This is a genomic window from Kitasatospora sp. NPDC059803, from assembly GCF_042732255.1.
GTDB lineage: Bacteria > Actinomycetota > Actinomycetes > Streptomycetales > Streptomycetaceae > Kitasatospora.
Genome location: NZ_JBHWIJ010000180.1, coordinates 1 through 3312 on the forward strand (window position 1 = coordinate 1; position 3312 = coordinate 3312).

A 3312-nucleotide genomic window follows, 5' to 3' on the forward strand; every position below is an offset into this window, starting at 1 on the left:
TTTTCCGCTCCGTTTCCGGCGCTTCGTTCATCCAACTCGCTGGTGTCTTCTGCGGCTTGACGCCCCGTCCGACGTTTCAAACTCTAGCCGATCCCTGCTCCGAAAAGCGAATCGGCCGCAATCCAATAAAACGAGCACGCCGAATAGGAACCAAGCCGCGACAAGACGCGACCCAGCCCGAACCGGGAAATGGTGTTTCAAAAGGATTGGCCGCCCCGGGACCGTCCGCGCCGATGCGTGTCCGGTGCTCCCTGCCGAGCGACTAGAGAACACTACCCCTGGCCGACGTCACGGGCAAGCCGCTGCCGGGGACGGTCCGGGTGCACAGGGCGCGGCCGGCTTTCACGTACTCGCCGTTGGGGTGGTCGTTGCCGGTCACCCAGTGGCGGGCGGTGGCCTCGTCGCGGCCGCCGTCGCGGTGGCGGCGGAGCAGGCGCTCCTCGCGGAGGGCGTCGTCGATGTCCACGTACCAGAGTTCGCGCAGCAGGCGGCGGGCCTCCGGCCACGGGGTGTCGGTGGAGGCGAGGTAGTTGCCCTCGGTGATGACGAGGCGGGTGTGCGGGCGGACGACGTGGCGGGCGGCGACCGGTTCGTCGAGGGTGCGGTCGAAGTCGGGGACGTAGATGTCCTGGAAGCGGTCGGCGGCGATGCGGCGCAGCAGGGCGACGTAGCCGTGGGCGTCGAAGGTGGCGGGGGCGCCCTTGCGGTGGGTCAGGGCGAGGCGGTCCAGCTGGGCGGCGGACAGGTGGAAGCCGTCGAGCGGGACGTACCCGGCGCTGCCGGGGCCTTCGGCGCGTTCGATCTCGGCGACGAGGTGCCGGGCCAGGGTGGACTTGCCGGCGGCGGGCGGGCCGGCAAGTCCGAGGATCGTACGGGCGTTGCTGCCCGGGCCCCGGAGGAAGCCGAGGGCGAGGGCGGTGAGGCGGTCCTCGTTCATGGCCGCACCCTACTCACCGCCGGCCCGGGTCTCACCGCTCGGCGAGGGCGGGCACTTCCAGGGTGAGGGTGCCGGCGTCGGCGTCGAGGACGGCGGGGACGCCGAGCGGGACGGTCAGGGTGGAGGGGCAGTGGCCGAAGCCGAGTTCCCAGATGACGGGTATGCCGAGCGGGCCGAGGCGGTCGAGCATGACGTCCCGGACGCGGTGGAGCCGTCCGCAGCCGTCCCAGGAGCCGAGTGCGATGCCGGCGACCCCGTCGAACGCGCCGGAGCGCAGGAACTGGGTGAGGAGCCGATCGAGCTGGTACGGGTGCTCGTTGACGTCCTCCAGGATCAGGATGCCGCCGGCGTAGGAGGGCCGGGCGGCGGGCGTGCCGCGCTCGGCCGCGAGGACGTGGACGCAGCCGCCCGCGGTGACGCCCCTGGCGCGGCCGGGGACGAGGGCGGTGGCGGTCGGTGAGGTGAGCACGGTGGTGGCCGTGGGCTCGAAGAGGGTGCGGCGCAGGTGCTCGGCGGTCGGTCCGTCGGCGATGAAGGAGCCGGCCGCGCTCATCGGCCCGTAGAGGGTGGCGATGCCGAGCCGCTGGGCGAAGGCCTCCTGGAGGGAGGAGACGTCGCTGAAGCCGATGAACGGCTTGGGCGGGACGGCGCGCATGGCGTCCCAGTCGAGCAGGTCGACCATGCGGTGGACGCCGTAGCCGCCGCGGGCACAGATGACGGCGTCGACGGTGGGGTCGAGCCAGGCGGACTGGAGGTCGGCGGCGCGGTCGGCGTCGGTGCCGGCGAGGTAGCCGAGGGTGGGGTGGGCGTCGAGGACGTGCGGGGCGACGGTGACCCGCAGGCCCCAGGAGCGGAGGATCGCGCAGCCGTCGGTGAGTCGCTGGGAGTCGATCGGGCCGCTGGGGGCGACGACGGCGATGTGGTCGCCGGGGCGCAGGTGCGGCGGGCGGGTCAGACCCTGGCCGGGCGTGGTCGGGTGCTGGTCCATGGGCCGGGACGCCTTTCGGGGGAGGCCGGGTACGGGCGGCCTCGGTGTGGTCGAGGCCGCCCGGTGACGATATGCCCCCGTTTCGACGGGCCGATGTCCGCGAGCCGACGTCTTCGGGCCGAAGGTGCGCCGGAGGTACGCCGAAGGTACGCCGGAGGTGCCCCGACGGTGCGGGGCGGTTCTTCAGATCGCCCCCATCACCTTCCTGACCTCGTCGAGGGTGGCGTCGGCGACGGCGTTGGCGCGTTCGGCCCCGTCGCGCAGGACCTGGCGCAGGTGGCCTCGGTCGGCGGCGAGTTCGGCACGGCGGGCGCGCAGGGGGCGGAGGTACTCGTTGACGGAGTCGGTGACGGTGCGCTTGAGCGCGGCGGCCCCGCCGTCGCCGAGTTCCTCGGCGATCTCCTCGGGTGCGCGGTCCTGGCAGAGCGCGGCGAGCAGGACGAGGCTGGAGACCTCGGGCCGGTTGGCCGGGTCGTAGTCGATCCGGCGGTCGGCATCGGTCCTGGCACCGCGGATGATCCGGGCGGTCTCGTCCTCGGTGGCGCCGAGGGGGACGGAGTTGCCCCGGCTCTTGCTCATCTTGCCGCCGTCGGTGCCGAGCAGCAGCGGGGCATCGGAGAGCAGTGCGCGGGGGGTGGGGAAGACGGCGCCGCCGTCGGCGTGCGGGTAGCGCTCGTTGAAGCGGCGGGCGATGGTGCGGGCGACTTCGAGGTGGGGCAGCTGGTCCTGGCCGACCGGGACGAGGTTCGCCTTGCAGAAGAGGATGTCGGCGGCCTGGTGGGCGGGGTAGGTGAACATCAGCCCGTTGACGGCGGACTGGCGGGAGTGCGCGATCTCGTCCTTGACGGTGGGGTTGCGGTTCAGTTCGGCGACGCTGACCAGGCTGAGGAAGGGCAGCAGCAGCTGGTTGAGGGCGGGGACGGCGCTGTGCGCGAAGATCGTGGCGCGGTCGGGGTCGAGGCCGGCCGCGAGGTAATCGAGGACGAGGTTCTCGGTGTGCTCGGCGAGCCGGTCGGCGATGTCCCGGTCGGTGATGACCTGGTAGTCGGCGATCACGACGAACATCTCGACGCCCTGGTTCTGGAGCTGGACGCGGTTGTGCAGGGTGCCGAAGTAGTGGCCGAGGTGCAGCGGTCCGGTGGGGCGGTCCCCGGTGAGGACGCGGTGGCCGGCCGGGTCGGCGGTGAAGGTGGCGGTGGTGGCCACGGACGGGGTCGTCGAGGTCGTCGGGGTCGTCGCGTTGGTCGCGGTCGTCGCGGTGGTCATCGGGTTTCTCCTCGGTACGGCGGCGGTGGCGGCCGTCCGGGGCGGGGGCCCGTTCCGTGGGAAACGCGAAAGGGCCGTCCATTCCGGACGGCCCTGGTCGAGCGGGTGGGGTGGCCGTCCC

The 3312-nt window shown here is 72.7% G+C and carries 3 protein-coding genes; all 3 read right to left on the reverse strand.

All coding sequences use genetic code 11. The features are described from left to right. Positions 1 to 262: 262 nt before the first annotated feature. Positions 263 to 937, reverse strand: coding sequence for a nucleoside/nucleotide kinase family protein (locus ACFV6I_RS25515; RefSeq protein ID WP_380427814.1), 675 nt, complete (start codon positions 935 to 937; stop codon positions 263 to 265). Between the two features lie 31 nt (positions 938 to 968). Continuing rightward, a complete protein-coding gene (locus ACFV6I_RS25520) occupies positions 969 to 1925 on the reverse strand; it encodes an LD-carboxypeptidase (protein WP_380427816.1) in 957 nt (318 codons plus the stop codon). Positions 1926 to 2108: 183 nt separating this feature from the next. After that, positions 2109 to 3191, reverse strand: a complete 1083-nt coding sequence (gene trpS, locus ACFV6I_RS25525) for a tryptophan--tRNA ligase (RefSeq protein ID WP_380334932.1) — start codon at positions 3189 to 3191, stop codon at positions 2109 to 2111. Positions 3192 to 3312 lie beyond the last annotated feature (121 nt).